This window comes from Achromobacter sp. ES-001 (assembly GCF_019448355.1).
In the GTDB taxonomy this organism is placed as follows: domain Bacteria; phylum Pseudomonadota; class Gammaproteobacteria; order Burkholderiales; family Burkholderiaceae_B; genus Achromobacter; species Achromobacter spanius_B.
The window spans coordinates 3,533,559-3,559,595 of sequence record NZ_CP079940.1 but is presented as its reverse complement, the minus strand read 5'-3'; the positions used below and the strand labels follow the sequence as shown (position 1 = coordinate 3,559,595).

General features: G+C 64.5%; 21 protein-coding genes and 1 pseudogene. 13 read left to right on the top strand and 9 right to left on the bottom strand.

What is annotated here, in order from left to right:
- The first annotated feature begins 24 nt into the window (after window positions 1-24).
- Together KYT87_RS15920 and KYT87_RS15915 are read left to right on the top strand one after the other, a co-directional pair.
- Complete coding sequence (locus KYT87_RS15920) at window positions 25-1,224, top strand: chromate transporter (RefSeq protein WP_219990321.1); 1,200 nt, start codon at window positions 25-27, stop codon at window positions 1,222-1,224.
- 20 nt (window positions 1,225-1,244) lie between these two features.
- Window positions 1,245-1,595 (top strand): rhodanese-like domain-containing protein, encoded by a 351-nt coding sequence (locus tag KYT87_RS15915; RefSeq protein ID WP_104145276.1) that lies wholly within the window; start codon window positions 1,245-1,247, stop codon window positions 1,593-1,595.
- Window positions 1,596-1,626: 31 nt separating this feature from the next.
- Here the strand turns inward: KYT87_RS15915 and KYT87_RS15910 are convergent, their stop codons facing one another.
- Window positions 1,627-2,691: an FAD-binding oxidoreductase gene (locus KYT87_RS15910; protein WP_219990320.1), complete on the bottom strand. Its 1,065-nt coding sequence runs from the start codon at window positions 2,689-2,691 to the stop codon at window positions 1,627-1,629.
- 181 nt (window positions 2,692-2,872) lie between these two features.
- Window positions 2,873-4,120: an MFS transporter gene (locus KYT87_RS15905; protein WP_219990319.1), complete on the bottom strand. Its 1,248-nt coding sequence runs from the start codon at window positions 4,118-4,120 to the stop codon at window positions 2,873-2,875.
- 60 nt (window positions 4,121-4,180) lie between these two features.
- On the opposite strand from KYT87_RS15905, the gene KYT87_RS15900 reads away from it, so the two are divergent.
- Window positions 4,181-5,170, top strand: coding sequence for an AraC family transcriptional regulator (locus tag KYT87_RS15900; protein ID WP_370638776.1), 990 nt, complete (start codon window positions 4,181-4,183; stop codon window positions 5,168-5,170).
- A 96-nt stretch (window positions 5,171-5,266) separates the two neighbouring features.
- On the opposite strand, the gene KYT87_RS15895 is transcribed toward KYT87_RS15900, so the two are convergent.
- Window positions 5,267-6,745, bottom strand: coding sequence for an FAD-dependent oxidoreductase (locus tag KYT87_RS15895; protein ID WP_219990318.1), 1,479 nt, complete (start codon window positions 6,743-6,745; stop codon window positions 5,267-5,269).
- A 47-nt stretch (window positions 6,746-6,792) separates the two neighbouring features.
- Between KYT87_RS15895 and KYT87_RS15890 the strand changes: the two genes are divergently transcribed.
- Window positions 6,793-7,275: a MarR family winged helix-turn-helix transcriptional regulator gene (locus KYT87_RS15890; protein ID WP_046806359.1), complete on the top strand. Its 483-nt coding sequence runs from the start codon at window positions 6,793-6,795 to the stop codon at window positions 7,273-7,275.
- Window positions 7,276-7,298: 23 nt separating this feature from the next.
- Here the strand turns inward: KYT87_RS15890 and KYT87_RS15885 are convergent, their stop codons facing one another.
- The gene (locus KYT87_RS15885) at window positions 7,299-8,042 is read right to left on the bottom strand and encodes an SDR family NAD(P)-dependent oxidoreductase (protein ID WP_219992690.1); all 744 of its coding nucleotides are present in this window, start codon (window positions 8,040-8,042) and stop codon (window positions 7,299-7,301) included.
- Between the two features lie 135 nt (window positions 8,043-8,177).
- Entirely contained in the window at window positions 8,178-9,092 is a 915-nt protein-coding gene (locus tag KYT87_RS15880; protein ID WP_046806400.1) for a LysR family transcriptional regulator, read from the bottom strand.
- A gap of 192 nt (window positions 9,093-9,284) precedes the next feature.
- On the opposite strand from KYT87_RS15880, the gene KYT87_RS15875 reads away from it, so the two are divergent.
- From KYT87_RS15875 to KYT87_RS15845, 7 genes are all read left to right on the top strand, one after another.
- Window positions 9,285-10,286, top strand: coding sequence for a tripartite tricarboxylate transporter substrate binding protein (locus KYT87_RS15875; RefSeq protein ID WP_219990317.1), 1,002 nt, complete (start codon window positions 9,285-9,287; stop codon window positions 10,284-10,286).
- Window positions 10,287-10,352: 66 nt separating this feature from the next.
- On the top strand, window positions 10,353-12,503 hold the full coding sequence (locus KYT87_RS15870; protein WP_219990316.1) for an acetate--CoA ligase family protein: 2,151 nt from the start codon (window positions 10,353-10,355) through the stop codon (window positions 12,501-12,503).
- A gap of 13 nt (window positions 12,504-12,516) precedes the next feature.
- On the top strand, window positions 12,517-13,401 hold the full coding sequence (locus KYT87_RS15865) for a MaoC/PaaZ C-terminal domain-containing protein (protein WP_219990315.1): 885 nt from the start codon (window positions 12,517-12,519) through the stop codon (window positions 13,399-13,401).
- 54 nt (window positions 13,402-13,455) lie between these two features.
- A complete protein-coding gene (gene fabG, locus KYT87_RS15860; RefSeq protein WP_046806356.1) occupies window positions 13,456-14,205 on the top strand; it encodes a 3-oxoacyl-ACP reductase FabG in 750 nt (249 codons plus the stop codon).
- Entirely contained in the window at window positions 14,198-15,019 is an 822-nt protein-coding gene (locus KYT87_RS15855; protein WP_240433882.1) for an enoyl-CoA hydratase/isomerase family protein, read from the top strand. The genes fabG and KYT87_RS15855 overlap by 8 nt, the downstream gene beginning before the upstream one ends.
- 87 nt (window positions 15,020-15,106) lie before the next feature.
- Complete coding sequence (locus KYT87_RS15850) at window positions 15,107-16,303, top strand: acetyl-CoA C-acetyltransferase (RefSeq protein ID WP_219990314.1); 1,197 nt, start codon at window positions 15,107-15,109, stop codon at window positions 16,301-16,303.
- A 4-nt stretch (window positions 16,304-16,307) separates the two neighbouring features.
- Complete coding sequence (locus tag KYT87_RS15845; RefSeq protein WP_219990313.1) at window positions 16,308-17,534, top strand: CoA transferase; 1,227 nt, start codon at window positions 16,308-16,310, stop codon at window positions 17,532-17,534.
- Window positions 17,535-17,554: 20 nt separating this feature from the next.
- Here KYT87_RS15845 and KYT87_RS15840 read toward each other — a convergent pair.
- Window positions 17,555-17,683 (bottom strand): annotated as a pseudogene (locus KYT87_RS15840) (DUF1232 domain-containing protein); the annotation flags it as partial.
- 151 nt (window positions 17,684-17,834) lie between these two features.
- On the opposite strand from KYT87_RS15840, the gene KYT87_RS15835 reads away from it, so the two are divergent.
- A complete protein-coding gene (locus KYT87_RS15835) occupies window positions 17,835-19,412 on the top strand; it encodes a PAS domain-containing sensor histidine kinase (RefSeq protein WP_120155990.1) in 1,578 nt (525 codons plus the stop codon).
- Here the strand turns inward: KYT87_RS15835 and KYT87_RS15830 are convergent.
- Window positions 19,398-20,621, bottom strand: a complete 1,224-nt coding sequence (locus KYT87_RS15830; protein ID WP_219990312.1) for an MFS transporter — start codon at window positions 20,619-20,621, stop codon at window positions 19,398-19,400. The genes KYT87_RS15835 and KYT87_RS15830 overlap by 15 nt on opposite strands.
- Before the next feature lie 149 nt (window positions 20,622-20,770).
- Between KYT87_RS15830 and KYT87_RS15825 the strand changes: the two genes are divergently transcribed.
- Window positions 20,771-21,751 (top strand): GlxA family transcriptional regulator, encoded by a 981-nt coding sequence (locus KYT87_RS15825; protein WP_219990311.1) that lies wholly within the window; start codon window positions 20,771-20,773, stop codon window positions 21,749-21,751.
- Here the strand turns inward: KYT87_RS15825 and KYT87_RS15820 are convergent.
- Window positions 21,735-24,488, bottom strand: a complete 2,754-nt coding sequence (locus KYT87_RS15820; protein ID WP_219990310.1) for an autotransporter outer membrane beta-barrel domain-containing protein — start codon at window positions 24,486-24,488, stop codon at window positions 21,735-21,737. The two genes, KYT87_RS15825 and KYT87_RS15820, sit on opposite strands and share 17 nt — an antisense overlap.
- A gap of 75 nt (window positions 24,489-24,563) precedes the next feature.
- Window positions 24,564-25,802, bottom strand: a complete 1,239-nt coding sequence (locus tag KYT87_RS15815) for a GGDEF domain-containing protein (protein ID WP_219990309.1) — start codon at window positions 25,800-25,802, stop codon at window positions 24,564-24,566.
- Between the last annotated feature and the right edge of the window lie 235 nt (window positions 25,803-26,037).

The following is a 26,037-nucleotide window of genomic DNA, read 5'->3' as shown; positions in this document are numbered from 1 at the left end:
CCCTTCCTTGCCAAGAGCGCGACCGTGAATCCCGCTGAAGAATCCGCCCGCGACCACGCCGCGACGTTTGTCTCGCCGCCTGGCTATACCCTTTGGCAATTAGCCTGGTATTTCGTCCGGCTGGGGGCCATCGGTTTCGGCGGGCCTGTTGCCTTGGCCGGCTACATGCACCGCGATCTAGTCGAGGGCAGGGGCTGGATCACGGACGGCGATTACAAGGAAGGTTTAGCGCTGGCCCAACTGGCGCCAGGCCCTCTGGCCGCGCAGCTTGCCATCTACCTCGGCTACGTGCACTACCGCATTCTTGGCGCCACGCTGGTGGGCATCGCCTTCGTCCTGCCATCGTTCTTCATGGTTGTTGCGCTGGGCTGGGCATACGTGCGTTTCGGCGGCCTGGCCTGGATGCAAGCGGTGTTCTACGGCGTGAGCGCCACCGTGATCGGCATCATCGCCATCAGCGGCTACAAGCTCACTACCAAGAGCGTGGGCCGCGACAAGCTGTTGTGGGCCATCTATCTGGTGCTGGCTGTCGTAACCGTTATCACCGAGTCTGAAATAGCCTGGCTGTTTCTGGCGGCCGGCCTGCTCGTCTGGTTTTGGCGCGCGCCGCCCCGGTGGCTGAAGTCCGGCCATCTGCCGGCAGCGGCCGCGATGTTCGCGCCAGCGGGCACGGCGCTAACTACGCTGGATTGGCCGCTGCTCTGGCAGATCGGACTGTTCTTCGCCAAGGCGGGCGCTTTCATTTTTGGTTCCGGCCTGGCCATCGTGCCGTTTCTCTATGGCGGCGTGGTGACCGACTTTCACTGGCTCAATGACAAGCAGTTCGTGGATGCCGTAGCGGTGGCCATGATCACACCGGGACCCGTCGTTATCACGGTGGGTTTCATCGGCTACCTGGTGGCCGGTTTTCCCGGCGCCTGTGTGGCGGCGCTGGCCACCTTTCTGCCTTGTTATCTGTTCACCATCGTCCCAGCACCCTATTTTAAAAAGTACGGAAAACTGCCCGGTGTCCTCGCGTTCGTTGACGGCGTGACGGCCGCGGCAATCGGCGCTATCGCGGGCGCAGTCATCGTTATCGCCCGACGCACAATCGTCGATATGCCGACACTGATGTTGGCGATGGCCGCGGTGCTGCTGTTGTTACGGTTTAAAAAACTGCCCGAACCGATGATCGTGACGGGCGCGGCGCTGATCGGCCTGGCGATTTACCCGCTGATGCATTAAGCCCGCTCAAGGAGTCCATCATGCAAAGCATATCCATTCCGGAACTTGCGCTTTGGCGCAGCGCCGGGTTTCCCCATACGTTGATAGACGTGCGACGCAAGCTCAGGCGCATGGAGGATGGGGTGTCAATCCCTGAAGGCCAATGGCTTGACCCCGCTTTGTGGCTGGACTGGAAAGACACGATAGCAAACACGCAGGCCGTGGTCGTCTATTGCGCCGAAGGCCACGAACTTAGCCAAGGGCTGGCGGCCACCCTTCAGGCGATGGGCATCGACGCCAGATATTTAATTGGCGGGATACAGGCTTGGCGTGCTGCCGGGCAGTGCGTGGAATCAATCGAATTTCGCGACCGGCACGCCGGTAGTGCGTGACTATTTCGCGTCGATGTCGATCAATTCCGAATCAAGAACGCAGAACCGCGTCGGCGCAACGGCGAGCAAGCAGGGGCGCAAGGATTACGCCGGGATGTGCAACCAATGCAAATAAGCCCTCCATTCTTCCCACCTGGCCGCAAAGCGGTTTGCTGTCGGTCGTCATAGGACGCATCGCAGCGGTTATGGAAAGCAGGGAAGGCGCCGCCGCGGTCCCAAACAGTCGGGCAATCGCGTTTCCGGTTTGCGCGGCTAGTGCGGGAAGGCCGGTTTCGCCGCATTCTGGATAGTCAGCGGCAGAAACGAGGCCGCCTGCCAAGGATGGGCGCAGCTCCATTTCTTCTGCGCAAACCAGGTGAAGAAGGCCGGCAACTTCAGTACCGAATCGAAGCAACACTGCCGGCGACTCATAGATCGGAAGGTCCACGCCGACCGTCAGAGCAAGGGCGCGCGAGCGATAGCCATTGGCGAGCACGACAATGTCGGCCGGAAATTCCTTTCCGTCCACGACGATTCCCGTGATCCGATTTCCCGCGGCATTGACGGCTTGAACCGTTCCCCGGCGGACGCAAGCCCCGGCGGCCTGCGCTCCTGCCCGCAGCTGGCGTGCCAATGCGCCCGCTTCCAGTGCGAAGTCGCTTGGTGCCCAGGCGGCGAGCGATGGCGGATTCGAAATCGTCGGTTCCTTCTCGGCAATTTGGGACCGCGTGAGCCGCTCGATTCGGGTGCCGGCGGCCCGATGCTCTGCAATCATGGCTGCCGTTTCGTCCTCCGTGGACCGCCAGAGAAGCGCGCCGCGCGCTGCGATCGGCAGCGGGCTGAGCTCGCGCTCGATATACGCGAACTCCTCCAGCGCCTTCAATCTTTCAGCGAACGCTGCCCGGTTGTCAGAAGGCGTGCTGGCGCTGGCACCGACCCAGCCGAAAGAACAGGCGGTTGCACTGATGAGGCAATCGGGCGCACGTTCGATCAACGTGACGGATGCGCCCGCTTTGGACAGATGCCAAGCTGCCGACGCGCCCATGATGCCGCCGCCCACCACGATGACCTTGCCTTTACGTACCGCGACTGGGTTGTGCTTGAGAAAAACGGGCATGTGTTTGGTTGGACATTGTTGTGTTGGCGGTGGGCAACTGGACTTTCCATTCGATCGGTCGGACGCATCATAACGTCGACAAGTGTCGAGTCGCCAAGATGATCCGAACCGAGACGAAGGCAGCTACACAAGCTACACAAGCTGCCTTGGGCAACGAGGGATGCTCTTTATGGCGGCAGGGTCACAGATGAATGGCGGGTGTTGCGGCTGCTCTGATCGAAGGCGCGGGTACTTTTACCCGCATCCAGATGAACAAGCCGGCAAGCAGCATGACACTGCCTCCCGCAATAAAAACGCCCTCAATGCCTGTCAGGCTGAACATGGCACCGCCGGCCGCGGCGCCCATGGCGATGGAGGACTGCACCGACGCCACGACCATTCCGCCGGCACTTTCAGCCTGATCCGGCACGGCGCGCGCGACCCAGTTTGACCATGCAACCGGTACGCCACCGAACGCGAGGCCCCATGCCGCAACCAACGTTGCCTGACCCGGTAGGGACGCGGGGAAAAGCGCCATCGCCAAGGCACTGCCACCGACCAGGGCCGGCATGAGGGCCAAGGTCACAGATAAGCTGCGCTGCATCAGCCAGCCTGCGAGCATGGTGCCCGCGAAATTCGCCACGCCGAAGCCAAGCAGCATCAGCGCCAGCCCGTTCGTTCCCACGCCGGCAGTGCTTTCCAGAAACGGCCGAATATAGGTGAAGAGAGCGAAATGGCCCGTATGCGCCAGAATGCAGCCAAACATGCCAAGCGCGATGCCGGGCCGCAAGAGAACGTCCAAGATCGTTCGGAGCCGCGCGGGCCGGCGCGGCGCCATCCTCGGTAACGTGAACCATTGGAATGCCAGGGTCAATACACCCACCGCCGCGGCGGCGACAAAGGCGCTGCGCCATCCAAACTGGCCACCAAGATAGCTACCCAACGGCACGGCGACCACTGTGCCCACGGCAATGCCGCTGAAGATGATCGATAACGCGCGTGGCAAGAGCGCCGTCGGCACCAGTCGCATGGCGACAGCCGCCGCCATGCTCCAGAACCCGCCCAGGGCGATTCCAAGTAGAACGCGCATCAAAAGCAGCACCCACATCTGCGACGACGCCGCAACCAGCAGGTTGGACACAATCATTAAAGTGGAAAAGCCCAGCAGCACCGTACGGCGATCGAGGCTGCGGGTAAGACCGGGCACCAGCAAGCCTGCAAATAACGCCACCACCGCAGTCACCGTCACAGCCTGTCCCGCCATGGCCTCTGATACGTGCAGAGCTTCTGCCATGGGCGTCAGTAGGCTTGCCGGCAGATACTCCGCGGTCAACAGGCCGAATACACCCATCGCCAGCGAGAACACTGCGGTCCATGCCGCTGACACCGGCTCAATGTCCCCCGGGCTGGCTGAACCTTCGGGGTTTGAAACATCAACAACACTACGCATTGCACTCATCCTAAAAAATCAGTGAGTGCAGTCTAGGACGTGTGCTTGGGATGATCTATGATGCGGCGTACTAAGTTTTTGATAGAAAATCCGATGCTGGCCTCGCAGGATTACGCGCTTCCTCCGCACTTGATTAGTGAGCTGCTTGCCGGAATGCGTCTGCGCGGGGTGCAGTACCGGCGGGTGCAGACCGGGCCTAGTTTTGGACTGAGCATTGACGCGAAGGCCGGCCACGGTTTCTTCTACTACTTGGCGGTGGGCTCGGCCGTGCTACGTACCGCTGAGGGCGGCTTGCACGAATTGAGTGCCGGCAATGCGGTGTTTCTGCCCCATGGGCAAGCTCATCAATGGCTTTCCGCCGACGACGCGGACTTGCAGGATATCGATACGCTTGAAGCCGCCTTGATCGGCAATTCCGTCACCGACGTGGATGCGTGTCCAAGCACCAGCAGCGTCCCCAGCGCAATTTTCTTTTACGGTTGCATGGAATTCGACCTTGGCGGCATGCGGGCTTTGGGGCAGCTGATGCCGGATGTCATGTGCGTGAACGCCGACAGCGACCGCTTTCCTGGCATGGTTCCGATTCTGTCCGCGATGAAAGGCGAGATCTGTTCCAGACGCGTGGGCTTCGCGGACATTCTGGCGCGACTGGCCGAAGTGGTCGCCGCGATGATTGTCCGGGGATGGATCGAGTGCGGTTGCGACAATGCCTCCGGCCTGGCCGCAGCGCTGCGGGATCCACGGCTTGCGCGCGCCATCCTCGCCTTGCACCGCCAACCCGCCCGAGATTGGAAACTGGCTGAGTTGGCGGGCGAGTGCAATATTTCTCGCTCTGTTTTTGCCGAGCGGTTTCATGCAACGGTGGGAACACCACCGCTGCGCTACGCCAACGAGTTGAAGATGCGTCTTGCCAGGCAATGGCTGACGCACGACAGGCTGCCGATCGACACGGTAGCCGAGCGCTTGGGCTATACGTCGCAAGCAGCATTCAGCCGTGCGTTCAAGCGCGTTACCGGTCTGCCCCCAGGCGCCAGCCGAGACGCGCGCTGAACTTCCATGAACGTTCATATCGAGGCGGTCGCGCGGCGTTGTGCTTGGCGCGGCCCGGCAGCCTGTCCACCTTGCCGGCACGACGCCAGCGTCTTTTCACAGAATCTTGCAGTACCGATCCAGGTGCGCTTGCAGCACGGCGGCGCTATCCCGGGCAAAGACGCCCGCCAGATACCCGTCGGGCCTGATCAGCGCGGCGGCCCCCTTGGCCAACCCGTAGAAGCTGGCGAACTGGTCCAGAGGGTCTTCGATCTCCAGGCCGGCGCCAATGCAGTGGATGTGCAAGCCTGCGCGCGGCGCAAAGGTTGATGCGCCGTTGACCAGCAAGGTCCAGTGCGCGCCCTTAAGCAGGTTGAACAACCGCGTTGGGCTGCCGCCCGCGCCGCGCACAACGGCATCGGGCGCGCGACTGCCCGGCTCAAGTCGGCTGTCAGCTTGCAATGGAAGCGATAGCGTCGACGTCGGGTACCCGATGTCCAGTTGCTGGACTTCCCGGGTCCGCCTGTTGTCCCCGGTCTTGAAACCCGCAAGCAGTCGGGTGGACAGGCCGAGCACGTCCGCGGCCACGGGCCGGCGTTCGGCTTCGTAGGTCTCCAGCAGCGCCTCGGGCGCGCCGGCGAGTACGGCGGCCAGTTTCCAGCCCAGGTTGTAGGCGTCCTGCACGCTGGTGTTCAAGCCTTGCCCGCCGGTGGGCGGATGGACATGCGCCGCATCGCCGACCAGGAACACGGGGCCATCCCGGTAATGATCCGCCAGCCTGGCATTCATGTTGTAGGTCGAAGACCAGGCAACGCAGTGGACCGTGATGTCCGTGCGCGCGGTGTGCAGGGCAACGCGTTTTGTCAGCGCGGCAGCGGACAGGCCGACGTCACCCTCAAGAGAAACCGGCGCCTGGATCTGGAACAGGTCGGTGCCTGCAAGCGGGCAGATGGCCAGGGGACCCGCGCCATGACCGTTGAACTGGTGCCACCTATCGCGCGACAAGCCTTCCAGCACGACATCGGCCACGATGGCGCGCACCCCTAACGTCTTGCCCGGAAAGCCGATGCCCAGGTGGCCGCGTACCGTGCTGCGCCCGCCGTCCGCGCCCACCAGGTAGCGAGCGTGGAGCCTGTGTTCGCCCTCCGGACCGGCCAGCACGGCTTCAATCCCGTCGGCGTTGATCTCCATCCCGATCAGCTCGACACCAAACTCCGGCGCACGGCCCAGTTCCAACAGCCGCTCTCGCATGATCGCTTCGGTCTTGAACTGCGGAACCATCAACGGAAGCGGATAGGGCTCGGCAGGCGTAGGTTCGGCAACCGTCGTGACTTCCTGATCCTCATGACTGCCGTCGGCCGAGTATTGGCGAATCGTGGGGTAGATGCCACCGGCGGCCATGGCCCGGTCAAGGATCCCCAGGTCTTCAAATACTTCCTGGGTGCGCGGTTGAATCCCTTTGCCGCGCGAGCCCGCAAAGGGGGAAGGGAGTTTTTCGATAAGGGCAAAGCGCACGCCGCGCCGCGCCAGTTCTATTGCCAGGGTCAGGCCGGCAGCGCCGGCACCGCAGATCAGGACGTCAACGGGGTTACGCATGTCGCTCTCCAAGTATGTGTAATATGCACACATTAAAAGGGGAGTCTATGGTCACCAAAAAGAAAGTGCAAGATACACATATCTCCGCGCAGCTGAAGGATCTTCATCGGTCCTTGATCACGATCGTGAGCGTGATGAACCGCCCCAGGAACGACGAACGCCTGATCGCGGAAGCGGGCGTGCAGCTGGACCAGGCGCTGTTTCGCCTATTGGTGGTGATTGAACGGGTGGGGCCGATCGGCGTGGTCGATCTGGCGGATCGCCTTGGCAGGGACTACACCACCATTAGCCGCCAGGTCGCCAAGCTGGAACGCATGGGGATGGTGATGCGGCATGAGAATCCGGACGACCGCCGAATGCGCGAAACGGTAGTGTCATCCGAGGGCAAGGCCGTGACCGACAAGCTTGATCAGGCGCGCGAGCGCCTGGCAAAAGGCATCTTTCAGGACTGGGCCGCCGAAGACATCACGGACTTGGTACGTCTGATGCGCAAGTTCGCAGAGGCGCTGGAACGGGGTACAGAGGGTTGATCGTCAAGACGGCGTTGCCCGGATCACGTCAGATTCAACCCACCATCCGACAGCAGAATTTCCCCAGTCAGATAATTCGACTCAATCAGCATCGACACCGCCTGCGCAATATCCTCCGGCTTCGCGGCGCGCCGCATCGGTGCGCGTTCGCGCCATAACTGCTGGGCTGCGGTCCAGTCGGCGGTCAAGGGCGTATCGACCAAGCCTGGCGCGATGGCGTTCACGCGTATATCCGGGGCGAGCGAGACCGCCAGCAAGCGCGTGACGTGGTTTAGCGCCGCTTTCGTTGTGGCGTAGGGGATCGACGCGCCTTTGGGACGAACGCCTGCATGCGAGCTGACGTTGACCACGCAGGCCGGTGTGCCGGTTGCGGCGGACGCGCGCAGCGCGGCCTCGGCCAGCGCGATGATACGGAACGGCGCGATGACATTGACCTCGTGCAACTCGCGCCAGATGTCGGGGGTGGCTGCTGCCATATCCGCATGCGGCACCACGCGGCTGATGCCCGCGTTGTTCACGACGACATCCAAGCGGCCCCATTGCGCCACGGCTTCGTGCACCAGGCGGACCCGGTCTGCGTCTTGGGCAAGATCGGCTTGCACATAAGCCGCCAGACCCAGTTCGCGCGCCATGGAGATGCCCACGTCCACCGAGCTGCGCGAGTGCAGAACGACTGCGTAGCCGTCTTTGGACAGCCGGCGCGCAATGGCGGCGCCGATGCCTGACGTTGAGCCGGTGACAAGAGCAACACGCTGTGTTGGGGGCATAGAAAGGTCCCATGAAATGGAAGGCGGGAGTTTACCTGCCGTGGGCATGCCGCCGGCGCGCCCGGCGGGGGCGGCGGGCCTTCCAACGCTGGGAAGCGCCGACCGCAACGGGATGGGTCGGGAAGGCATCGCCGCTTAGCGCTGCAAACTCGCTCCATGGTCCGCGATGCTTTGCTGAATGCTGGCGACAAACCTTGCGATGACGGGATTGGTGTCGCGCTCGCGATAAACCAGCGCGATGCCGATGTTGGACGATTCGGGCAAGTCGTTCAGGGGCCGGAATTCGACGTCGGCCGGCATGAACTCCGCGTTGATCGACGGGACCAGCGCGATGCCCAAGCCGCTGCGCACCAGTCCCACCACGGTTTGCACCTGGACGGCTTCCTGCGTCACTCGCGGCGACACGCCGGCTTCGCGCAGCAAATGCATAACGGCGGCGTTCAGGCCGCCTACGCGCGACGGCGTATAGCCGATGAAATCCTGATCGCGCAACTCCTGTAGCGACAGCGACTGCTTGCGCGCCAGCGGATGATCCGCGGGCATGGCCACGCAGAACACGTCGCGCGAAATGGGTTCGAAGACCATGTTGCTGGGATGCGTGGTCGGTTCGCGCACAAAGGCGACGTCCACGGTTTCCGCGTCGATCATCGACAGCAGGCCCAGGTTGGTCGATTCGCTGAGGTCCAGCTTGATGTGGGGATAGCGCCGGCTGAAATGCTGGATCAGGCGCGGCAGCAGGCTGAAGGTCAGGGACCCGATAAAGCCGATGCGCAAGCCGCCGCTTTCACCGTTGGCCGCCTGGCGCGCAGCGGTGATGACATCGGCCGCGCTATCCAGGCATTTGGTCGCCGCCGCCAGAGCCGCATGCCCGGCCGGTGTCAGCTTGACGCCGCGCGACCCGCGCTCGAGCAGAGCCACGCCGATTTCGTCTTCCAGCTTGCGGATGGCGACCGACAGCGGCGGCTGCGCCATGAACAGGCGTTCAGCGGCGCGGCTGAAGCTTTGCGTCTGGGCAACCGCCACGAATTGTTTGAGTTGACGCAGTTCCATCGTGATCGACCTTGTGAGGCGGGGCAGGGCGGGGGCGACGCGGACCCAGCCGCCGGCCAGGTATACAAAGAATGAATAGAAGTGTACATGCAAAGTATTTGATCAAGTATGGGTGGCATCTCTAGGATGGGCACCTAAAACAGCACTTGCGCAGTCCATGACGGCGCGGTCATAACACCTGGAGACAACCCTATGAAACTCGCCCGCCGCGTGTCGGCCGCCATTGCATTTGGCTTTGCCGCGCTATCCGCCACCGCCTTGCCGCTTGCCCCCGCACATGCCGCCGCACAGGCTGCGGACTACCCCGACAAGCCCATCAAGATCATCGTTCCCTATCCGCCCGGCGGCACCAACGACATCGTCGTGCGCTTGGTCGGCAAGAAGCTGGGCGAACAACTGGGGCAGCCGATCATCGTCGAAAACAAGGCAGGCGCGTCGGGCAACATCGGCGCCGAAAGCGTTGCCAGGGCGCCGGCCGACGGCTACACGCTGCTGCTGGTTACGACCGGGCACGCCATTCATCCGTCGCTATACAAGAACCTGCGCTACGACATCACGAAAGACCTGATGGGCGTGAGCCGCTTGTCCAGCGGCCCCATGCTGGTGATGGTCAACCCCAAGCTGGGCATCAACAATATCCAGGACCTAATCGCCCGCGCGAAAGCCGAGCCAGGCGCAATGTTCTTTTCCAGCGCGGGCAATGGTTCGTCCACCCACCTGACGACCGAACTACTGGCCAGCAAGGCCGGCATCAAGCTGACCCATGTGCCGTTCAACGGCAGCGCGCCAGCCATGTCGGACGTGATGGCCGGCAATACGCAAGTCGTACTGGACTTGATGTTCTCGGCATTGCCGCAGGTGCAGTCCGGCCGCCTGAAGGCCATTGCTATCACGGGAACGGCGCGGTCGCCTCTGTTGCCCGACGTGCCCACGGTGGCGGAATCCGGCGTGGCCGGGTTCGACGCGGAGGTCTGGAATGGCCTGATGGTGCCCGCGAACACCCCGCAACCGATCGTCGACCGCTTGAACGCGGAACTGAAGAAGGTACTGGCCGACCCCGACATCAAGACCCGCCTGGACGCGCAGGGCTTCCCCGCCAGCTGGTCGACGCCGGCTGAGTTCGACAAGCAGATCGCATCCGAGATCAAGCGCTGGGCGCCGGTTGTCCAAGCGTCGGGCGCCACCGTCCAGTAAGCCATGCCGGGCGGTCGCCATCATTGCGGCCGCCTGACCCGCCATTCAATCCGGAGTCGTTCCTTCATGTCTGACCGTCACGCCCTGGCGTCTTTGATCCATCCACGATCCATCGCCATCATTGGTGCTTCCGACGACGCACTGCGTATCGGCGGCCGCCCCATTGCCTACATGCGCCAGCAGGGCTACCAGGGCCGGCTGATGCCCGTGAACCCCAAGCGTTCCACGATTCAAGGCATCCCCGCCTATGCCAGCGTGGCCGACCTGCCGGAAACGCCCGACCTGGCCATCGTGGCCGTGGCCGCCAAGCTGGCGCCCGATGTGGTCGAGGAACTGGGCAAGCGCGGCACGCGTGTCGCCATCGTGTTTTCGGCCGGTTTTGCCGAGGCCGACGCGCAGGGCGCGGCGCTGCAAGACCGCATGATCGCCGCCGCGCGCCGCTACGGGCTGCGCTTGCTTGGGCCCAACTCTTTGGGGGTGTTGAATCCTCGCATCGGGTTCTACGGCAGCTTTACGTCGGTGGTGGAAAGCGGTTTTCCCAAAGCAGGCCGCGTCGGAATCGCCAGCCAGTCCGGGGCCTATGGCAGCCACATCCTGGGCCTTGCGCGCGACTACGGCATCGGCGTGTCCGCCTGCGTCATGAGCGGCAATGAAAGCGACATCAGCCTGGGCGACATGGTGCAGGCATTTGTCGATGATCCCGACACCGACGTCATCGCCGTGTACTCCGAGGGCATCCGCGACGGGCAGCGCTTGTTGGCCGCATTGGAAGCCGCGCGGCTGGCCCGCAAGCCCGTGGTCATGATGAAGGTGGGCACCAGTGAAGTGGGCAGCGCGGCCGCCCAATCGCATACCGCGTCCATCGCCGGCAACGACGCCGTGACGGACGCCGTGTTGGCTGAACACGGCGTGGTGCGCGCCCGGTCCACCGAACACATGCTGGACGTGGCGCGGCTGGCTACGCGCCGCATTTACCCCGTGCACAATTCCCTGGGCGTCATCACGGTAAGCGGCGGGGCCGGCGTGATCGTGTCGGACGCGGCCGAGCTGTGTGGTTTGCCCATGCCCCAAATGCCTGCCGCCGCGCAACGGCATTTGAAGGAGCTGATTCCGTTCTGCGCGCCGCGCAATCCTGTGGATTGCACTGCACAGTTCATGAACGATCTGTCCATTGCGGGCCGCTTCGCGGATGCCGTGGTCCAAGAGGGCGGCTATCAATCCATTCTTGGATTCTTCACCTATACCGTTGGCGCGGCATCGATTGCCGACGGCCTGCGCGCGCAGCTGAACGCAGTGCGTGAGCGGCATCCGGACCGCTTGTTCGTGCTGTGCATTCTGGCCTCGCGCGAACGGGTGCAACAGTACGAAGACGACGGGTTCTCGGTCTACGAAGACCCCGCCCGCGCCGTGGCCGCCATTGAAGCCATGGGACGATTCGGCGCTGCGTTTGCGCGGCCGGCTGGGCAGAAGACGCCATCCGCGCCCGTGTCAATCCCGCTGCCCGACGCCACGCCCAGCGAAGCCACGGCCAAGCAAATCCTGGCGCAGGCCGGCATCGCCGTGGCCGAAGAGCGCGTGTGCGCCGATGCCCGAGCGGCGGTCGCGGCGGCGGAACAAATCGGCTACCCCGTCGTCATGAAGATCCTGTCGCCAGACATTCTGCACAAGTCGGAAATCGGCGGCGTGCTGTTGGACGTTGCAAACGCGCAAGCGGTGCAAGCGGGTCATGCCCGGTTGCTGGAGCGTGCAGCAACGGCGGCACCCGATGCACGCATTGAAGGCGTGCTGGTCGCGCGCCAATTGTCGGGGGGCGTCGAGTGCATCCTGGGCACCCAGCGCGATCCGGTTTTTGGCCCGGTGGCCATGTTCGGACTGGGCGGCATCTTCGTCGAGATCATGAAGGACGTCGTCCTGCGTCGCTGCCCGTTCGACATCGACACCGCTGAACAGATGATCCTGTCCATCAAAGGGGCGCCGCTGCTGCAAGGCGCGCGCGGCAAGCCGCTTGCTGATGTGAAGGCACTGGCCATCATGCTGTCGCGCTTGTCGCACTTCGCACACGAGGCCGGGCCGCGCCTGCAATCGATAGACCTCAACCCGGTGATCGCCTTGCCTGCGGGGCAGGGGGCCTATGCCGTGGACGCGGTAATCGAACTGGCCGCCGACGGGGATGCGCGCGCGGATGTGGCCCGTGGCCCCGGCCCGGGCACGCTCTGATTAGGTGGCCATCATGCCGATCAATCCCGACCTTCTGCTGAACCGGCCGTTCGAACCGCGTTCGCATCGCTACCGTGAATGCGACACCGTGCTGTATGCGCTGGGTTGCGGCCTGGGCGCCGATCCGCTGGATGCCGGCCAGCTGCGCTATGTGTACGAACACGCGCCGGGCGGGCTGTGTGCCTTGCCGACGCTGGCCAACATCCTGGGCTACTTCGGATTCTGGGCAGACCAGCCCGACACCGGAATTACCTGGCGCAAGCTGGTGCACGCCGAACAGCACATCGAACTCCAACGCCCCTTGCGCGCCAGCGGCCACATCGTCGGCGAAAACCGCATCGTGGGCCTGCACGACAAGGGTGCCGAAAAAGGAGCGCTGATGCTGCAAGACCGGCGCATCGTCGACGCCGCCAGCGGCGAGCTGCTGGCCACGGTGACGCAGACCACGATGCTGCGCGGCGACGGCGGGTTCGGCGCAACGCAGGGGGCAACGCATGGCCGCGCACCGCTGCCCGCGCATGTATTGCCCGACCGGGCTGCGGATGCGGTTTGCGACCTGGCCACCCTGCCGCAGGCCGCGCTGCTGTATCGCCTGAACGGTGACGCCAACCCTTTGCACGCGGACCCGGCCACGGCACGCGCGGCGGGGTTTGTGCGGCCCATCCTGCATGGGCTGGCCACGATGGGCGTGGCCATGCACGCCGTGCTGCGCGCGCTGCTGGGCTATGACGCCGGTGCCGTGCGCGGCATGCGGGTGCGCTTTACCGCGCCGGTGTTGCCGGGCGACACCTTGCGCACCGAGATGTGGCGCGACGGTGGCGTCGTCTCGCTGCGCACTACCGCCATGGAACGCCGCGTCGTCGTGCTGGGTTCCGGCCGCATCGACTTGTCCGACTGAATCCGCGCGCACGCGACGCCGCGCGCGCCTTACCTTGCATAACGAGAGACCGTTATGGATCTGCAGATCAACGACAAAGTGGCCATCGTCACGGGTTCCGCCCGGGGCCTGGGCGCGGCCACCGCCCGCAAGCTGGCCGCTGAAGGCGCGCGTGTGGTGATCACCGACGTCCTGGCCGAGCAGGCTGAAGCCACCGCCGCCGCGCTACGCGCCGACGGCTTGCAGGCGCATTGCATCGTGGCCGACATCACCAAGGCGGCTGACGTGCAGCGCCTGGTCGACGAGACCATCGCCACCTTTGGCGGCGTCCACATCCTGGTGAACAACGCGGGCTTTCCGCGCGACAAATACCTGGTCAAGATGAGCGAGCAGGATTGGGACCTGGTCATGGAAGTCATGCTGAAAGGTGCCTTTTTGGCGTGCAAGACGGTCATGCCGCACTTTATTGACCAAGGCTGGGGCCGCATCGTCAATATCAGTTCGCGCGCGCATTTCGGTAACCCGACGCAGGCGAATTACTCGGCCGCCAAGGCAGGCCTGATCGGCATGGCCAAGGCGCTGGCCATCGAAGAAGGGCGCTATGGAATCACGGTGAATTGCGTGGCGCCGGGCTTCATGGAAACCGAAATGGTGCAGGCGCTGCCCACCTACGACACCATCAAGGAGCGCGCGGTGCAGATGCAGCCGATCAAACGCGTGGGCAAGCCCGAGGACATTGCCAACGCCGTGGCATTCCTGGTGTCGGAGCCCGCCAGCTTCATCACGGGCGAGGTGCTGCACGTCACGGGTGGCCGCTATGGCTGATTACATGCCCATCCGCTGCGACATCCGCGACGACGGCGTCGCGGTGCTGACGCTGGACAACCCGCCGCTGAACGTGGTGTTCCGAGGCTTGACGGTGGCGCTGGGCCAGGCGCTGGACGCGTTGGCCGTGGAGCCCCGCGTGCGCGCCGTGGTGCTCACCGGCGCGGGCAGGGCGTTTTGCGCGGGATCGGACATTGCCGAATTCCAACCCCTGATGCAGCCCGGACGCATCGGCCCCGAAAAGCTGGAGCTTCAGCACCGGGTGTTCGCGCGGCTGGCCGACTTTCCCAAACCTACGGTGGCCGCGGTGCATGGCGTGGCGTTCGGCGGCGGCCTGGAAATTGCCGTGTGCTGCGATTTCATCGTGGCGGACCCGGCGGCGCGTTTTGCGCTGCCTGAAATCAAGCTGGGCGTGTTTCCGGGCAGTGGTGGGCCGGTACGGGTCACACGCCGTATCGGTGTGACGCGCGCCAAGGAAATGATGCTGCTGGGCGAGCCCATTGATGCCGCGACGGCGCTGGCGTGGGGCCTGGTCAACCGGGTTTCGCAGGCGGGCCAGGCGCAGGCCCAGGCCCTGGCCTTGGCGGGCGCCTTGGGCGCACGGCCGCCGCTGGCAATGTCTTTGTGCAAGACCGCCATCGGCTACAGCTGGGACGACACGGAAGCCGGCGCGATTGCGCGCGCCCTGCCGTTATCCGAGCGCGCATTTACCTCGGCGGAAGCCCGCGAGGGTGTGCGCGCCTTTCTGGCCAAGGAAACGCCCCGGTTCCCGGACGCGCTGCATGATGCGCGGCAGGGACATGAACATGGCTGACGCCCACGCTTCGCCGGACTTGCGCGCGGCAATCGCACCGCGCAGACATTGCTTCGATCCGATTCGATCTCATCTCCAGGAGGCCGCATGAAACGCGCCGCTATCGTATCCCCCCTACGCACGCCCATCGGCGCATTCGGAGGCGCGTTGCGCCCCGTACCCGTGGAAGAGCTGGGCGCCACCGTTGCCCGAGCCATCATCGAACGCACCGGGCTGGACCCGGCCCGCATTGAAGATGTGGTGTTCGCGCATTCATACGCCAACGGCGAAGTGCCCTGCACGGGCCGCTGGGTCGCCTTGCAAGCGGGCTTTCCCGTCGAGGTTGCAGGCATGCAGCTGGACCGGCGTTGCGGCAGCGGCCTGCAAGCCATCGCCACCGCCGCGATGATGGTGCAAACCGGTGTGGCCGACGTGGTCATGGCCGGCGGCGTGGAAAGCATGAGCAACGTCGAGTACTACACCACCGATATGCGTTGGGGCAAGCGCGCGGGCACAGTGCGCTTTCACGATCGGCTGGAACGCGGCCGCGAACGCTCGCAGCCTGTGTCGCGCTTCGGCACGATCAGCGGCATGATAGAAACCGCCGAGAACCTGGCGCGCGACTACGCCATCACGCGCGAAGAGGCCGACGCCTTTGCGCTGCGCAGCCACCAGCGCGCCTTGGCCGCCTGGGAATCCGGCAAATTCGAAAACGAAGTGGTGCCGGTGCGCGTGCCACAACGCAAGGGCGAGCCCATCGTGGTATCGCGCGATGAAGGCATCCGCGGCGACTTGACGCTGGAACAGCTGGCACGCCTTAAGCCCATCATGAAAGACGGCATCGTGACGGCCGGCAACGCCTGCCAGCAGAACGACGCGGCGGCGGCCTGCCTGATCGTGGCCGAAGACAAGCTTGAAGCGCTGGGACTTGAACCCATCGGCTATTTGCACAGCTGGGCGGCCGCCGGTTGCGAGCCCTCGCACATGGGTATCGGGCCCGTGCCTGCCGTGCAGAAACTGTTTGCCCGCAACGGCCTGGGCTTTGACGACATGGCCCTGGTGGAACTGAACGAAGCCTTTGCGTGCCAGGCGCTGGCCTGCGCCAAGGGCTGGGGCTGGAATGACCCCGGCCGCTTCAATGTGAACGGCTCCGGCATTTCGCTGGGCCACCCCGTGGGCGCGACCGGCGTGCGCATCATGACGTCGTTGTTGCACGAACTGTCGCGCCGTGGCGAACGCTATGGGCTCGAAACCATGTGCATAGGCGGCGGCCAGGGCATGGCGGCCGTGTTCGAGAGGGCCTGACCCGATGACCTATTCCTTCCTTGGCGGGGTCCGCGTCATCGAAAGCTCGGCCTTCATCGCCGCGCCGCTGGCCGGCCTGACCCTGGCGCAATTCGGCGCCGACGTCATACGCGTGGACATGATCGGCGGCGGCATCGACTACGGCCGAATGCCGCGCATGCCGCAGGCCGACGGCAATGGCCGCAGCCTGTACTGGACCGCGCTGAACAAAGGCAAGCGATCCATCGCCATCAATCTGCGCAAGCCCGAAGGCCGTGAACTAATCCAGGCATTGGCCACCGCGCCCGGCCCGCAAGCCGGCGTATTGCTGACGAACGTGGCCGCGCCCTGGCTGGCTCATGACGTGCTTGCGGCCCGGCGCGCGGACCTGATCAGCTGCACCATCCAGGGCAATGCCGATGGCAGCACCGCCGTGGACTACACCGTCAATTGCGCCACCGGCTATCCCGCCGTCACGGGCGGCGGGTCCATCGACCGGCCGGTCAACCACGTGCTGCCCGCCTGGGACATTGCCTGCGCCTACCAGGCCGCATTCGCCATTACGGCTGCGCTGAACCGTCGCACGGCCACGGGCAGCGGCGCCGAGATCAAGCTGGCGCTGTCAGACGTCGCGTTCTCGATGTTGTCGCACCTGGGCGTGCTGGCCGAGGCAGAACTGCTGAAACAGGAACGCCCGTCCATCGGCAATCACCTGTACGGCGCCTTCGGACGTGATTTTCCGACGGCGGATGGCGTGCGCATCATGGTGGCGGCCATCTCGGCCGGTCAGTGGAATGCGCTGGTTCAATGCTGCGATATCGGCGATGCGATCAGCGCAGCCGAAAGCCGCCTGGGTCTGGATTTTCGCGATGAGGCGCAGCGCTTCGAAGGCCGCGACGCAATCGCCGGCCTGGTAGAGCCTTGGTTTGCGGTACGCACCGCAGCGCAGGCCGAGGCCGCGTTGACGCAGCACAAGGTGTGCTGGGGCCGCTACAGCACCGTGGGCGAGTTGCTGGAGCGCGACCCGCGCATCGGCGCGGCCAATCCCGTCTTTGAGCGCATGTCCACGGAGGGCATCGGAGAATACTGGAGCGCCGGCGCCGCCGCCCGCGTGGCAGGCCTTGACCGTACCCCGACCCCGCCCGCTCCGTGCCTGGGAGCGCATACCGATGTGGTGCTGCACGAACTGCTGGGCCTGGACAGTGGCGCCATCGGCCGCCTGCACGATGCGGGCATCGTCGCCACGGCGTAGCGCGATACGCGCGGCTCGGGCCGCTGGGAACTGCGCGCGTCGGCCGGCAAGAGCTTGATGCTCAAGCCAATGAGGGCGGGCAGTAATAAAAGATCATCGACAGACCCAGGCACGGGGCTGAAGTCGGGTATCAGGTCGACAGGGCTAAGTCATAAGGCGGCTTTGAATTGCTTTGAAATGGGCGTCGGGGTTGTCCCCGTTTTCGATCGGGCGGTCAGCGCGTACGATCACGAAACTACAGCGCCAAGACGGCAGCCCCGCGCGGGAATGCCGTCAAATTTACGACCATTTTGAATCAGCATGAAACAGTCACCCGCAGACTTTCCGGAACAAGACCGGTATCGGCTTCTGGTAGATGCCGTGATGGACTACGCGATATATCTCCTTGACGCAGAGGGGCGGGTCAGCAGTTGGAACCCTGGCGCCGAGCGATTCAAGGGATACAAAGAAGGCGAAATACTCGGTCAGCACTTCTCGGTGTTTTATACCGAGCAAGACCGCGCCGCGGGGGTGCCAGAACGTGCGTTGGAGACGGCCAGAAAGGAAGGGCGCTTCGAGGCGGAAGGCTGGCGGATGCGAAAAGACGGGACGCGCTTCTGGTGTAGCGTCGTCATCGATCCGGTCCATGATGACAAGGGGCGGCACGTGGGCTTCGCGAAGATCACGCGCGACGTGACCGAGCAGAAGAGGCACCGCGAAGAACTCCAGGCCGCGCGCGATGCCATGCATCACGCGCATCGCATGGAAGCAATTGGACGCCTGACCGGCGGCGTTGCCCATGACTTCAACAATTTTTTGACGGCGATACGGTTCTCGGCCGAATTCCTGAAAAGATCACGCGATATGCCGGCGTCTTTGATGCGTTATGTCGGCATCATTTCCGACACGACGGAGAAGGCGGCGCAACTTACGCGCCAGCTCTTGGCATATGGAAAAAAGCAGCCCCTTAAACCGCACGTGTTCGACGTGCGCGACAGCCTGTCGTCGCTTCGACAGCTGGTTGAAGCCTCGGTAGGGTCATCTATCGCCTTGTCCTACGAGGTGGGCCCGGGGAACACGACCGTCTATGCAGACCCGGCACAGTTTGAATCGGCGCTGTTGAATCTGGTCATCAACGCGCGGGACGCGATGCCCGCGGGCGGTCGCCTGACCATTTCCGCGCGCCAGGCAGATCGCGCGCCGACGCCGGGCCGCAGTCCCAGTGCGCACGCGCCGCAGGTTGCGGTGGCGGTCAAGGACACCGGCATCGGGATCGATGACGAGGTCGCCAAACATATATTCGAACCGTTTTTCTCGACTAAAGGCCAGCACGAAAATTCGGGTCTTGGCCTGAGCCAGGTGCAAGGGTTTGTCCAGCAGTCCGGCGGCGATGTCGACGTCCACAGCCAGGTGGGTCAGGGGACCACGTTTACGCTCTATCTGCCGGCCTTCGAGGCAACGACAAAAACCCACGATGAGAGCGATCAGCAGTGTCGCGATCCCCAGGTTCGGAATCGCGTCTTGCTGGTCGAAGACAATCGCATGGTGGGCGATGTGGTGCACACGATGTTGAAGGACATGGGCCAGGACGCGACCTGGGTCCTTGATGCGGAAGCCGCGCTGTCGCACCTGACCGCGCAAAGCGGTTCCTGTGACATCGCGATTCTGGACGTGGTTCTTCCTGGCATGAACGGTGTTGAGCTGGGGCGCCGTATCCGGGCGCAATGGCCCGATATACGGATCGTGCTTGCCAGCGGATACAGCGAGGCCATCAGTGGGCAAGCAGTCGCCCCGTTTCCGGTCATGCAAAAGCCGTACTCAATGGAAATGCTGACCCGCGTTCTGCATGGGAAAGACGTGGAAACTGTCGGGCGCGCGATCAGTTCACCCGCATCTTGAGGCTTGGGGCATCGCCTGCCCACGCGCCCACCACCACGTCATCACGCCCGCCGCCAGAACCACCGGCAGCATGGCCGCGTTAAGCGCTTCCCAGCCGAAGGCATCCAGCGCCGGACCGGCCGCCAACGTCGCCAACGCGGTCGCGGCATAGCGCAGCATCTCGGCGGCCCCTTGCGCGCGGGCGCGTTCCGACGGGCGGTAGGATTGCGCTAGCAGCGTGGTGCCGCCGACGAACATGAAGTTCCATCCCACCCCCAGGCAGAACAGCGCTGCATAGAACGCGGGCAGCGCCGGAGACGCCATTGCGATCAAGGAACACGCGCCGTTCAGCAGCATGCCCGCGCCCAGCACCCGGGGCAGGCCGAAGCGTTGGATAAGCGTGCCGGCAAAGAAGGCGGGCGCGTACATGCCGACCAGGTGCCATTGCATGATGTTGGCGCCGTCGCCGATGCTGTGGCTGCATGCCACGGCGGCCAGCGGTGCGGCGGTCATGATGAACATCATCGAAACGGACCCGACCACGTTGTTGGCCAGCGCGGCGATGAACACGGGCTGGCGCGCCACCTCGCGCAGCGGGCGTGCCGGCAGGCCGGCCTGTGTCTCGCCGGCAGCGGCGGGCGCTTCGGCGTCCCGATAGCCGCCCCACAGCAGCGCGGCGGACAGCAGCGCCAGCAGGGTCACCATCAGGTAGGCGCCGGCGAAGGTGACCGGCGCGAACAGGTCGCGGCTCCAGGCGGCCAGTGCGGGGCCGGCAATGGCGGCGATGACGCCGCCGGCCATCACCACCGAGATTGCGCGGCTCTTGGCGGCCGGCTCGACCGCGTCCGCCGCCGCCAGGCGGTAGTACTGGGCAAAAGCCTGGAACACGCCGACCAGCGCGGTACCGGCGCAAAAGACCCAGAAGTCGGCATGAAATACCGCCCACACCGATAGCGCGCCGCCCGCCGCGCCGGCCAGGGCGCCCAACGCGAAGCCGTTGCGCCGGCCGATGCGCTGCATCAGCAGTGATGCAAACCAGGTGACCAAAGCCCCGGCTACCGTGATCAGCGCAAAGGGCAGGGTCGACAACGCTTTGTTGGGAGCCAGCATGTGGCCGGTCAGCGCGGTCAGCGTCAAGTCAATGGAAATGGCCGCGACGAACAGGCCCTGGCACACGGCCAGAATGCGGGCATTGCGACGACCAATCGTGAGCGAGGGGGATGGGGGCATGGTGGGAGCGACGGGATTGAAGGGCAATGATGAGGAGGCTGGGTGCCGAGCAAAGAACGGCGGATCGGACGGAGCGGTTGCGGTTTGACAGGCGTCACTTTATCGGCGCACACTTTGGCGCAAATGACATAATTCCCACAAAAAACGCCATGCCTCACGACGTCGTCTTTCTGTTGGTGCCCGACTTTCAATTGCTGGATATGTCCGGCCCCGCCGCCGTGTTCCAGACGGCCGGCAAGCAGGCCGGGACCGCCGCGGGTCCCGCCTATGCAGTCCACGTCGTGTCCGAGCGCGGCGGACCCGTGCGCAGTTCTTGTGGCGTGCAAGTCATGACGCAATCGTGGCGCGACGCGCCTGCCGGCACGCTGCTGGTGCCGGGCGGTGAGGGCGCGCGCGCGGCGGCCGTGACCCCGGGCTTGCACAGGTATCTGCACGAACAGCGGCAGGCCGGCAGGCGCCTGGCCAGCGTCTGCACGGGGGCGCTTGTGCTGGCGGCCGCGGGCCTGCTCGACGGGCTGCGCGCCACGACCCACTGGCGCTACGCCGCCGCGCTGGCGCGTGACTATCCCGGCGTGCGCGTCGACGCCGACCGCATCTACGTGCGCGACGGCGACACCTGGACCTCGGCGGGCATCACTGCCGGCATAGACCTTGCGTTGGCGATGGTCGAAGCTGATCTGGGTGCCGACGTGGCGGCCGCCACGGCTCGCGAGATGGTGGTCTATCACCGCCGTTCGGGCGGACAGTCGCAGTTCTCGGCGCTGCAGGACCTGGCGCCCGACAGCGAACGCATGCGCGCGGTGCTGGAGCACATCCGCAACAACCTGGGCGCGGCGCTAAGCGTGGAGCGTCTGGCCGAGGTGGCTTGCGTCAGCCCGCGCCAGTTCCTGCGCAGCTTCAAGGCAGAGACGGGCGAGACGCCCGCCAAGGCGGTCGAGCGCATCCGGGCCGAGGCGGCGCGCGCGCACCTTGAGGCGGGGGCCGACAGCATCGACAGCGTGGCGCGGCGGGCGGGTTTTACCGACACGGAACGCATGCGGCGCACGTTCCTGCGCGTCTACGGCCAACCGCCGCAGGCGCTTCGGCGCATGGCCAGGCAGGGCGTCGAAACCGCTAAAACGTCATTCTGAAACCCGCGGTCGCGGTGACGATGTAGCTGCCCGAGAAGTCCGCGTCGGCGTCAACCTGGCCGTAGATCGCATAGCGATCGCCCCAACCGTAGTTTGCGCCGGCGCCCAGGCCGCCCCAGGTCCGCGCCATGCGGTTGGACGCGGGCACGCCCGCCACGCGCACACGGGTGCCATCCAGCAGTTCGTGTTTGACGTTGACGACGCCATAGACGCTGGATTCCCGGTTCACGCCACCCGTTTGCCAATTGCTTTTGTAGTCCAGCGCCACACCAAGGCGGGCCAGCAGGCTGTCGCCTTTGTCGCTTTCAACGTGCGCGCCGAATTTGTCATTGAAGCTGTCGAAACGGGTCGATGCGTACGTCAGCTGCGCCTGCGGAATCAGGGCCAGGCGCTCGTTTAGCTGGAATGCCTTGCCCGCTTCCACACCCAGCCCGTAGCTGTTGGCCTTGTTGCCGCCCTTCAGTTTGCCGGCCAGCCGCGAATTCAGGTCGCTGTCGAACCAGGTGGCCTGGGCCTGGGCGTCGACATAGAAGCCGTCCTTGCCGTACCAGGTCAAGGTTGGCGTCAGCCCATAGGCGGTGGTGTCGATGGTGCCGTTGCCATACGCCGACGAGATGTGCGTGTCGGCCTTGCCGTAGTTGAACGCAATGCCGCCCACCAAGCGCGCGCCCTGTTCCTGCCCGGCCAGAACACGGTCGACCCCGAATTGCGCCTTCCAGCTATCGATGTCCTGGCGTGCGCCGGTGGTGGACGTGGAAGGCTTGAGCCTGCTGGTCGTACTTTCCACGCGGCTCCAGACGCCATTGCGGCCCACGTCCGCCGAGTCGTAAAGACGATTGCCGACGCGTTGGCGCAGGGTGGGCATCCGGCTCAGGTTAAGCAGGGTACTCGCGTAGGCTTCATAGACGGGTACGCCGGGCTGATAAAGCAGAGGCGTCGCGGTGCCCGGCGATCCGCCGCCGAGCGGTGGCGTACCGGGAGCGGTGGCGGGGGTGCCAGGGCCGATGGGTGATGTGCCGGGATCGGTCAGGGACGATCGCAGATACCAGCCGCCGTCGGCCGAGTCCTGTTGAAGCACGTAGCCATAGGCGCCGGCGACCAGAGCAGGGCGCCCCTGGATGACGTAGTCGCCATTAGCCAGGTTGAACTGACCCGCCGAAATTCCGTTGACCTGCACGACCTGGATGCCCCGTTGGGTCAGCGCGCCGGTGCCTCCCATGTTCGTGACAGTGACCGGTGTGGCGCCCGCCGTGTCGCCCGTCACCACCAACTTATCGGTGGGTGAACCGTCGCCGCCGAGTTGGGTGCGTACCTCCAGGTTGCCGCCTTGCGCCGTGTAGTTACCGGCAATCGTCAGGACGCCGAAGCCGCTGCGCGGTCCTGGAGCGATAGTGCCCTGGTTGGCCGTCGCGCCCACGCGTCCCGTGCCGGTCAGCCGTGCCGCCGGCAGAACGTTCACCGGGCCGCCCAGCACGCCATCGACTTGCAGCGTGCCGGCCCGGACATCGGTGGTGCCCGTGAAGGCGCTGCTATCGCCGGACAGCGTAAGCCTGCCCGCTCCCAGCTTGTTCAGCGTGGACGTTCCCGAAAACGCGGTCATCACGCCGACCTCGTAGCCGTTGGTATCGAACGAGGCGCCTTCGCTTCCGATTGCCTGCGTCAGGAAACCGTTCAGGAAGTTGGCCTTGTCGCGCTTGGCGCGCAGGACGCCGCCATCCAGGTTGAACGTGGCGTCGCCCGCACCCTTGATGACCGACCCGGTCTCAAGCACGCCGCGGCCGCTGGCATCGCCGATGAGGTTCAGCGTACCGGTTGCGGTGTTGGCGACGGTCAGCCACGTGTCGCTGTTGGCGACTGCCAGCCCGCCCTTGGCGATGGTCATTGTTCCCGTGCCTGCCGAACCGATTTCGATACGGTCGCTTGCGCTCAGCGTCGAGACATCGGCCGTTGTGCTTGAGACGGTCACGGTGCCAGCGGCGCCTGCTCTCGTGCCGATGTAAACCGTTGCGGCGGCGCCGGGCGGAGACGATCCCACGGTGCGCACGGCGGCGCCCTCCAGCACGTTCAGTTCGCCAACGCCGTCCAAGCCCACGTAGATATTGTTGACAGGGTCCCAGACGGATCCCTTGCCGGACACCGTCACGCTGCCTTCGCTGCCGGCGTTCCAACCGATCGTCCCTTGGCCGCTATGCACGGTGCCGCCGTCGTCGATGCGCAACGTGCCCTTGCCGTCCTCGCCGATGACGAACGGGCGGGTTGCTGACAGATTCCAGGTAGAGTCCCGGCCCGAAACGAGCACGGTGCCGATGCTGCCGCTCTCCCAGCCAATGGTGCCGGCAGCGCCTTGCGCCGTGCCGCCGTTCAGAATATTCAATGTGCCGGTGCTGCCGGTCCGGGTGCCGATATAGACATCGTCCAGGCTGGTCCAGGCGGATGCGATGCCGCTGCCGTTGCTGCCTGTCACGGTCACGGTGCCCACGCCGCCATTAAAGTTGCCGACGAAGGCCGCATTGTTTTGAACGGTGCCGCCATCGCGGATAGTCAAGTCCCCGGCAAGGGAATCGCCAACAGATAGATCGGCGCCGACCGCCCAATCCGGCGTCTGGACCGCGCCGGGTACCACGTCACCGGTACCGATCACCGACTGCGCGTACGTGGGGTTTCCGAAGTTAGCCGCGCATGCGAACAGGATGATCCATTTTGACCGCCCCGCGACATTGCAATTCTTGTCGACCAAGATAACTTCTCCCCAAGGTGGATGGCAAAGACACACTGGCAATACGGCACGCGGGCTGTCTTTCTTAATAGGTGATTACCCACGGCGGGCGCTGCGAGACTCATGTTCACGCGCGGGACTTTGCCTGCGAACCCTGTTGCCGAACGGGGATCGGGCATATGCGGTGGCGCCGGGTGCATCACTTGAAACCGTGCAGTTTCGTCCTCGTCGTTTGGCCGCGTAGAGCAAGTCGTCCGCGCGCTTCAACGCGCTGGAAAACGGTTCTTCCGCTTGCAACAGGGTCACTCCCATGCTGGCCGTAAAGCGCGAGTCAGGGGCGTGCGGCGCCCAGCGCTGCGCGACGAAATCCGCGCGGATTCGCTCGGCGATTGCCGTCGCGCTTTCCAGATTTTCGGCCGGCAGCATCAACAGGAATTCTTCGCCTCCCAAGCGAGCCGCGCACGTGCGGGCGTTTTCCGCGCGGCGCAGCAGGGCGCCAAAGCGCGCCAGTACCATGTCGCCAAATGGATGGCCGAACACATCGTTGATGCGTTTGAAATTATCGATGTCGGCCATGATCAGCGCGGTCGACGTTGCGCCGTCCGAGCAGGGGCGGCCGGAATCGGGGGCAAGAAAGCTGCCGAGTCCCTGTCGGTTCAGCAGCCCGGTCAACGCGTCGGTGTGTGCCTGGCGGCGATATTTGTCTATGGCATCGCGACTGGTTGCGATAAACACCGCGAAGGTCAGGACGATGCTTCCAAGTAGCCCTGTGTATTGAATCAATGTCCCCCAGACGGACGTTCTCCATTCTCCCGCTGCCAGAAGCGGCGTTGTGGCGGCCAGGTACAAGATGCACTGTCCCGTTAACACCAGCGCGATAAACAGAAACGCTGCGACCAGGACCTTGTCCGACGTGCTTGCAACCTGCCGGGCAAAAGACAGCGCGGTCCGCCAGATCACAAGGGCGCAACAGGCCTGGACAAAAAACGTCTCCAGCTTCGCACTGGCAAATAGCACCACCGACACCAGCACCATTGCCGTCGAAGCGGCCAGGACTGCAATATCAAAGTAGCAAGGGGTTTGCGTGCGATGGCGGGCTTGCAGTGCGCGGCAGGCCAAAATGACGCCTCCCAGAATGAAAGCGTCCTCGACGACTTGTTTATAAGGAGAAAGCGCATTGGCCTGCACCAGCATGACGGCGTAACCGGTACCCAGGCAGGCAAGCGCATAGCCCCATCGCAGGGTGTTCAAGCCTACCAAGCGCGCGGCGCACAGTCCGATGGCGCACAACAGGATCGCCGCGGGCACGGACCATTCGAGCAGAGTTGCAGGCATAGAAAGATAAGACCGTGGAATAGGGGCGTGCGCAGGCGCCGGGCCGGTCCGGCTATCGCGTTCCGGTCTCTCGTACCGCGTACGTGTTTGAAAAGATTACAGTGTGTCGCATTGTGTCGCCAGCGTTCAACAGTCAAGCATTGTCAATGCGTGGCGGGGCGCGATGCGGGTGCGAAAGGGGCGGCAAAAACAAAAGAGGCCGACGCATTCGCGTCGGCCCCTTTCGCGCGGTGGC

Excerpts from the sequence above, each read along its gene's own strand:
- KYT87_RS15915 (WP_104145276.1), top strand. The coding sequence starts at position 1,245 with ATGCAAAGCATATCCATTCCGGAACTTGCGCTTTGGCGCAGCGCCGGG.
- KYT87_RS15910 (WP_219990320.1), bottom strand. The coding sequence starts at position 2,691 with ATGCCCGTTTTTCTCAAGCACAACCCAGTCGCGGTACGTAAAGGCAAG.
- KYT87_RS15905 (WP_219990319.1), bottom strand. The coding sequence starts at position 4,120 with ATGCGTAGTGTTGTTGATGTTTCAAACCCCGAAGGTTCAGCCAGCCCG.
- KYT87_RS15900 (WP_370638776.1), top strand. The coding sequence starts at position 4,181 with ATGCGGCGTACTAAGTTTTTGATAGAAAATCCGATGCTGGCCTCGCAG.
- KYT87_RS15895 (WP_219990318.1), bottom strand. The coding sequence starts at position 6,745 with ATGCGTAACCCCGTTGACGTCCTGATCTGCGGTGCCGGCGCTGCCGGC.
- KYT87_RS15890 (WP_046806359.1), top strand. The coding sequence starts at position 6,793 with ATGGTCACCAAAAAGAAAGTGCAAGATACACATATCTCCGCGCAGCTG.
- KYT87_RS15885 (WP_219992690.1), bottom strand. The coding sequence starts at position 8,042 with ATGCCCCCAACACAGCGTGTTGCTCTTGTCACCGGCTCAACGTCAGGC.
- KYT87_RS15880 (WP_046806400.1), bottom strand. The coding sequence starts at position 9,092 with ATGGAACTGCGTCAACTCAAACAATTCGTGGCGGTTGCCCAGACGCAA.
- KYT87_RS15875 (WP_219990317.1), top strand. The coding sequence starts at position 9,285 with ATGAAACTCGCCCGCCGCGTGTCGGCCGCCATTGCATTTGGCTTTGCC.
- KYT87_RS15870 (WP_219990316.1), top strand. The coding sequence starts at position 10,353 with ATGTCTGACCGTCACGCCCTGGCGTCTTTGATCCATCCACGATCCATC.
- KYT87_RS15865 (WP_219990315.1), top strand. The coding sequence starts at position 12,517 with ATGCCGATCAATCCCGACCTTCTGCTGAACCGGCCGTTCGAACCGCGT.
- fabG (WP_046806356.1), top strand. The coding sequence starts at position 13,456 with ATGGATCTGCAGATCAACGACAAAGTGGCCATCGTCACGGGTTCCGCC.
- KYT87_RS15855 (WP_240433882.1), top strand. The coding sequence starts at position 14,198 with ATGGCTGATTACATGCCCATCCGCTGCGACATCCGCGACGACGGCGTC.
- KYT87_RS15850 (WP_219990314.1), top strand. The coding sequence starts at position 15,107 with ATGAAACGCGCCGCTATCGTATCCCCCCTACGCACGCCCATCGGCGCA.
- KYT87_RS15845 (WP_219990313.1), top strand. The coding sequence starts at position 16,308 with ATGACCTATTCCTTCCTTGGCGGGGTCCGCGTCATCGAAAGCTCGGCC.
- KYT87_RS15835 (WP_120155990.1), top strand. The coding sequence starts at position 17,835 with ATGAAACAGTCACCCGCAGACTTTCCGGAACAAGACCGGTATCGGCTT.
- KYT87_RS15830 (WP_219990312.1), bottom strand. The coding sequence starts at position 20,621 with ATGCCCCCATCCCCCTCGCTCACGATTGGTCGTCGCAATGCCCGCATT.
- KYT87_RS15825 (WP_219990311.1), top strand. The coding sequence starts at position 20,771 with ATGCCTCACGACGTCGTCTTTCTGTTGGTGCCCGACTTTCAATTGCTG.
- KYT87_RS15815 (WP_219990309.1), bottom strand. The coding sequence starts at position 25,802 with ATGCCTGCAACTCTGCTCGAATGGTCCGTGCCCGCGGCGATCCTGTTG.